5 protein-coding genes are annotated in these 6,790 nt (G+C 64.9%); 3 read left to right on the forward strand and 2 right to left on the reverse strand.

Annotated features, from left to right (window positions below; all coding sequences use genetic code 11):
- The first annotated feature begins 658 nt into the window (after positions 1-658).
- A complete protein-coding gene (locus tag IOC69_RS09735) occupies positions 659-1,579 on the forward strand; it encodes a ring-cleaving dioxygenase (protein ID WP_290543354.1) in 921 nt (306 codons plus the stop codon).
- A gap of 615 nt (positions 1,580-2,194) precedes the next feature.
- On the opposite strand, the gene IOC69_RS09740 is transcribed toward IOC69_RS09735, so the two are convergent.
- Positions 2,195-2,830 (reverse strand): carbonic anhydrase, encoded by a 636-nt coding sequence (locus IOC69_RS09740; RefSeq protein WP_290543355.1) that lies wholly within the window; start codon positions 2,828-2,830, stop codon positions 2,195-2,197.
- A gap of 4 nt (positions 2,831-2,834) precedes the next feature.
- Positions 2,835-2,996, reverse strand: coding sequence for a hypothetical protein (locus IOC69_RS09745; RefSeq protein WP_290543358.1), 162 nt, complete (start codon positions 2,994-2,996; stop codon positions 2,835-2,837).
- Positions 2,997-3,286: 290 nt separating this feature from the next.
- Between IOC69_RS09745 and IOC69_RS09750 the strand changes: the two genes are divergently transcribed.
- Both IOC69_RS09750 and IOC69_RS09755 read left to right on the forward strand, forming a co-directional pair.
- Positions 3,287-4,201, forward strand: a complete 915-nt coding sequence (locus IOC69_RS09750; RefSeq protein WP_290543356.1) for a fatty acid desaturase — start codon at positions 3,287-3,289, stop codon at positions 4,199-4,201.
- A 40-nt stretch (positions 4,202-4,241) separates the two neighbouring features.
- Positions 4,242-6,395 carry a malate synthase G gene (locus IOC69_RS09755; protein WP_290543357.1) on the forward strand — a complete coding sequence of 718 codons (2,154 nt, stop codon included), beginning with the start codon at positions 4,242-4,244 and terminating at the stop codon, positions 6,393-6,395.
- Positions 6,396-6,790 lie beyond the last annotated feature (395 nt).

Here is a 6,790-nt window from a genome sequence, read left to right on the forward strand (position 1 = left end):
AACGTCAGAGCCGAATGGAGCCTGATCTGCACCGCCCACAACCTCTGCAAACTGGCCAAGGCCGCAACATGAGCCAGAACATCCCGCTGAACCCATTGCACAAATGCAACAAAAATCAGATTATCCAGACAGGCTCCTAGAGCGCGTACCAACGCTCCTCAATTTCCGCCGTCACTCCTTCACAGTCTAATTTGGTGTCACCCCGGCAAAGGCCAGGGTCCCGCTTTCCACAGTCTCCGGCATACGAAGCTGGAACTCGGCTTTCGCCGGGGTGACGGACAGATGTGTGTGAGCAGGCGTGCCTCCTACAGTTGAAGCATAGGCGCGCCATGTTGGCATCGCTCGCACACCGGGAGCCGATTCATGGAAGTGATGCAGCGCATCGAACTGGGCCAGCTTGCAACCGTGCCGGTCGGTCTCGTCGCGCTCTGGTCGCGGGCGGTGGGTGGGGCAGTATGGCAGGCTCCTTCTTCGTCGATCTTGCCAATGCCTTCGTCGCCAAGGGCTTCCTGGCGCTGCCGGGGTTCGCGATCCCGTGATCGGTAACGTGTTCGATTACGATTGAAATCCGGCGCGGCAGGCCCGATATGCGGGGTGCCGGAGCGGACCCGCTCCCCAACAGGATCACCGCCACCTTCTGGCGTGCCGGACTACTCCCATGAACCTCAAGGGCTTCCACCACCTCACCGCTGTCACCGCCGACGCGCCGGGCAACCACAAATTTTACACCAACACGCTGGGCCTCCGCCTCGTCAAGAAAACGGTGAACCAGGACGACACCTCCGCCTATCACCTGTTCTACGCCGATGGCGTGGGCTCGCCCGGCACCGACATCACCTTCTTCGACTGGCCGGCAGGCCCGGAAAGCCGCGGCACGCAATCCGTCACCCGCACCGGCTTCCGCGTGGCCTCCGAGGAGGCGCTCAAATACTGGCAAGACCGCCTCGCCATGAACGGCGTCAGGCAGGACAGGATCACGCAAGTCGCCGGCCGTCCGACGCTCCCCTTCGAGGACCACGAGGGCCAGCGCCTGTGCTTCACGGTGGATGCCGAGGGCGAGGCCCATGTCTGGGACAAGAGCCCGGTTCCGCCTGAGCACCAGATCCGCGGCCTCGGTCCCATCACCATGAGTGTCCCCGACATCCGCCACACCGACATGGTGCTGACCAGGCTGATGAACATGACGCCGACGGGCAGCTTCTCCGGCACGCATGTCTATAAGATGGGCGCGCCCGGCGCCGTGGGCGAGTTGCACGTCACCGTCGATCCCACCCTGCCGCCCGCCCGGCAGGGTGCGGGCTCGGTGCATCACGTCGCCTTCAATATCCCCTACGCGGATTACGAGGCCTGGGCTGACCGCCTCAGCTCCATGAAGATGCCGAATTCCGGCCCCGTCGACCGCTTCTGGTTCAAGAGCCTCTATTTCCGCGAGCCCAGCGGCGTGCTCTTCGAACTCGCCACGGACGCGCCGGGCTTCGCCACCGACGAGCCGATGGACAAGCTCGGCGCCACCCTGTCGCTGCCCCCCTTCCTGGAAGGAAGGCGCGGGCAGATCGAGGCTGGCTTGAAGAAGCTGTAACAGCAGAAGCAGAAGCAGCAACACGTACCTCCAACATCATCATCGCCGGGCCTGTCCCGGCGATGTCTTTCCGCGATACACACCCGCCTGCATCCCCCAAATCCGTCACCCCGGCGAAAGCCGGGGCCCCGCTTTGCATCAGCACGCACGGAACCAAAGCGGGGTCCCGGCTTTCGCCGGGATGACGGTCCTGAGATGGGGTACGCCCAACGCAAAAAGGCCAGCGTCCGCCGGCCTTCACCATCACTCACACTTTCCGAGAATGCGCCCTTCTGGCACATCGAGCGCGCGCTGTCAAGGACTAAATTCCGATATTAAAGCGAAGAGCGCTCAAGTCGAAACATGTGATCTTGCGACGTGCGGCCTGTCTTCTCCCGCTCCTTCAGCGGGAGAAGAAGGGACCCGTTGCGGAACGCAACGGGGAGATGAGGGGACTTGTCTGCTGCTCGAGCGGCGGGCGGTCATGCAGAATCGGGGTCTTTTCCCTCCCCCTTGTGGGGAGGAAAATCCTAATGGAGTCAATTGACCGCCGGCCGCTCTCGATATCGCTTATCCTCCCCTCATCATGCCCGGGCTTGTCCCCGCCATGATGAACAAATGACGGCCAAGGAAACACTAACCCGTCACCGCGCCCCATTCCGCCGCATCCTCCTGATAGGCATGGAGTTCGCCCAGCGAGATGTCGAACCAGACGCCGTGCAGCGAGAGCTCGCGCTTGTTCTCCTTCATGCGGATCCACGGGAAGGTTCGGAGGTTCGCCAGCGAGTGTTCGATCGAGGCGCGCTCGATGTGGCGTTCGTGGGTTTCGGCATTCACCCCCGTTTCGCGCGGCACGATGCGGGTCACGTCCTTGATGGCGCGCATCCATGAGCCGATGAAATCCGTGTGGGTGAGCGGCAGCGAATCCTGCACCGCGGCGCGGATGCCGCCGCAGCGCCCGTGCCCCATCACCACGATGTGCTGCACGCCGATCGACATCACGGCGAATTCGAGCGCGGCGGAGGTGGCATGGTGCCCGCCGTCCGGCGTATAGGGCGGCACGAGATTGGCGACGTTCCTGACCACGAACATCTCGCCCGGCCCGGCATCGAAGATCGTCTCCGGTGCGGCGCGCGAGTCGCAGCAGGCGATGATCATGATCTTCGGCTTCTGCGATCCCTCGCCCAGCCTGTGATAACGCTCCGACTCCGCCGCATAGCGGCCGGAGCGGAAGCTGGCATAGCCATCGAGCAATGCGGCGGGGAGGCCCATTGTCCTACTCCGCCACGCGGGCGGCCATTTGCCCCAGGTCCCCCGGGTGCGCGTGGCCCGGCACGAACTGGGTGAAGGCGTAGACGATGCCGGTGGCGCGCCACACTCCGCGGGCCCCGGCCCTGTTGCGGCCATGGGTTATGTTGCGGGAACGGTGATGGGGCATGCGGCACGGTCCTCAAATTCCGGAAAGCAAAAACCGATTGCCCCATGGGGAGGCCGGAAGCAAGTCCGGGCTCCGCAGGCCTTTGGAACAAGCCGGGGCGCCGCGCCACAGCACCTTCTCCCAATCGCTCAGCGGCGGCGGCGGAGGAGGAGTAGAAGGACGGCCCGGGGGAAGGGACATCCCGACCCTCATGCGGGCAAGAGTCGCACAAGGAAGCCCGCGCGAGGCGGGGCGAAACCCTGTAGACTGAATTCCGATTGCAAACACGAACACATGCGGATCAATTTGGCATGGCGAAGGAATACGCCCGCGAGATCGAATGGCCCACCGTGGCGCTGATCGCCGCAACCTATGCGGTGCTGGCCGTGGTCGTCTGGCTCCACGCCAGCCTGCCGTGGTGGATCATCATGCCCGTCGGCGCCTATTGCGCGGCACTCCATGCCTCGCTGCAGCATGAGGTGCTGCACGGCCACCCCACCGGCAGCCGCCTGCTCAACGAGGCGATGATTTTCCCCACACCCACCTTCTGGCTCCCCTATCACCGCTACAAGCAGACGCATCTCCAGCACCACAATGACCGGCACCTGACGGACCCCCGGCTCGACCCCGAATCCTATTACCTGCTGCCGGAGGACTGGGCCGGGGTGCAGGGCATCCGCCGCGCGCTTTACGGGATCAACAACACGCTGGCGGGGCGCATGCTGATCGGCCCGGCGATCTCGGTCATCCGCTTCTGGTCCTCCGAATTCCGCGACATGCTGGCGGGCAACCGCCAGACCATCCGCGCCTGGGCCTGGTTCGTGCCGTCCTGCGCCATCACGCTGTGGTACGTGGTTCATGTCTGCGGCATGCCCTTCTGGCAGTATTACCTGCTGATCGCCTATCCCGGCATCTCGCTGGCCCTGGTGCGCTCCTACTGCGAGCACCAGGCGGCGGAAACCGTGGGGCACCGGACGATCATCGTCGAGGCCTCGCCCTTCTGGTCGCTGCTCTTCCTCAACAACAACCTGCACGTCGCGCACCACACGGCGCCCGCGCTCGCCTGGTACAGGATCCCCGCCTTCTACCGCGCCGAGCGCGAGCGGCTGATCGCGCGGAACAACGGCTACACGATGAATGGCTATGGCGAGATCTTCGCCCGGTTTTTCCTGAAGGCGAAGGAGCCGGTGCCCTACCCCAACATGGACTGGCTGAAGAAGCCGTGATGGTCTAATTTTCCGCCGGCAGACCAGGGGGGACGTGCAGTTGACGAACCGGATCGGGATCTCAGGGCTCAGTGTTGCGGGCGAACTCTTCGCCTTCGTCAGCGGGGAGGCCCTGCCGGGCACCGGCATCGCCGGGCCTGACTTCTGGCAGCGCTTCGCCGGGATCGTGCGGGACCTCTCGCCCAGGAACCGCGCCCTGCTGGCCCGCCGCGACGCATTGCAGGCGAGGCTCGACGACTGGCACCGCGGCAACGGCGCCCCCACTGACATGGCCGCCTACAAGGCCTTCCTCACGGAGATCGGCTACCTCGTCCCCGAAGGCCCCGATTTCACGGTGACGACGAAGCACGTTGACGCCGAGATCGCCCAGCTGGCCGGACCGCAGCTGGTGGCGCCGGTGATGAATGCCCGCTATGCGCTCAATGCCGCCAATGCCCGCTGGGGCTCGCTCTATGACGCGCTCTATGGCTCCGATGTTATCCCCGAACAGGACGGGGCGGAGAAGGGCAAGGCCTATAATCCGGTGCGCGGCGGGCGGGTCATCGACTGGGCGCGGAACTTTCTCGGCCAGTCGGTTCCGCTCGCCAGGGCCAGGTGCAGGTGGGCCGATGTCTCGCGCGTCTTCATCGAGGGCAATGCGCTGATGACCGACCTCTGCGGGCTGAAGGCGCCCTCGCACTTCAGGGGCTGGCGCGGGCCGAAGGACAACCCCTCCGCGGTGCTGCTCGCCACCAATGGGCTCCACATCGAAATCGCCTTCGACCGCGCGCACCTGATCGGCAGCCAGGACAAGGCGGGGATTTCCGACATCATCCTCGAATCCGCGCTCACCACCATCATGGACTGCGAGGACTCGGTCGCCGCCGTCGATGCCGCGGACAAGGTGACGGTCTATCGCAACTGGCTGGGCCTGATGACAGGCGACCTCAGCGAGGAGATCGAGAAGAACGGCAAGACCTTCACCCGCCGCCTCAACCCTGACCGTACTTATGAGTCGCCGAATGGCGGCACGGTCACGCTGCCCGGCCGCTCGCTGATGCTGGTGCGCAACGTCGGCCACCTGATGACCACGCCGGCGATCCTCGACGAGGAGGGCCGCGAGGTTCCGGAAGGCATCATGGACGCCATGATGACGACGCTGATCGCGATGCATGACATCAGCGGCAGGCGCATGAACTCGCGCGCCGGCTCGATCTACATCGTGAAGCCCAAGATGCACGGGCCGGACGAGGTGGCCTTCGCGGTTGAACTGTTCTCCCGCGTCGAGCAGGCGCTGGGGCTGCCCCTCAACACCATGAAGATCGGCATCATGGACGAGGAGCGGCGCACCACGATCAACCTCAAGGAATGCATCCGCGCCGCGAAAGACCGGATCGTCTTCATCAACACCGGCTTCCTCGACCGCACGGGCGACGAGATCCACAGCGCGATGGAAGCGGGCCCGATGATCCGCAAGGGCGACATGAAGCAGGCGCCGTGGATCAAGGCCTATGAGGATTGGAACGTCGACACGGGGCTCCTCTGCGGCCTGCCAGGCCACGCCCAGATCGGCAAGGGCATGTGGGCGGTCCCGGACCACATGGCCATCATGCTCTCCCTGAAGCTGGCCCACCCGCAGGCGGGCGCCAGCACCGCCTGGGTGCCGTCACCCACGGCCGCAACGCTGCACGCCACGCATTATCACAGGGTGAACGTCAGGCAGGTGCAGGAGAAGCTGAAAAGCCGCCCGCGGGCGAGCCTCGATGACATCCTCTGCGTGCCCGTGGCGGCGCGCCCCAACTGGACTCCGGAGGAAATCCAGAAGGAGCTCGACAACAACGCGCAGGGGATTCTGGGCTATGTCGTGCGCTGGATCGACCGGGGCATCGGCTGTTCAAAGGTGCCGGACATCGACAATATCGGCCTGATGGAAGACCGCGCCACGCTGCGCATCTCCTCCCAGCACATCGCCAACTGGCTGCGCCACGGCGTGGCCACGCCGGAGCAGGTGATGGCCACGATGAAGCGCATGGCCGCCGTGGTGGATCAGCAGAACGCGGGCGATCCCGGCTATCGTCCGATGGCGGAGGATTTCGCGCGGTCGATCGCCTTTCAGGCGGCGTGCGACCTGGTGTTCAAGGGTGCCGAGCAGCCCAATGGCTATACCGAGCCGCTGCTGCACATGCACCGGCTGGCGGTGAAGGCGCGGGGTTAGGCTGCGAAGCGTCTTCTCCCGCTCCTTCAGCGGGAGAAGAAGGGACCCGTTGCGTGAGCAACGGGGAGATGAGGGGACGTCAAGGGATTCTACGGAGCTGCCTTCCCCTCACCTACCCCGACTGCGTCGGGGGCCTTCCTCTCCCGCTTCGCGGGAGAGGCTGCGAAGCGTCTTCTCCCGCTCCTTCAGCGGGAGAAGAAGGGACCCGTTGCGTGAGCAACGGGGAGATGAGGGGACGTCAAGGGATTCTACGGAGCTGCCTTCCCCTCGCCTACCCCGACTGCGTCGGGGGCCTTCCTCTCCCGCTTCGCCGGAGAGGCTACGAAGCGTCTTCTCCCGCTCCTTCAGCGGGAGAAGAAGGGACCCGTTGCGTGAGCAACGGGGAGATGAGGGGA

This window comes from Aestuariivirga sp. (genome assembly GCF_020252405.1).
GTDB lineage: Bacteria > Pseudomonadota > Alphaproteobacteria > Rhizobiales > Aestuariivirgaceae > Aestuariivirga.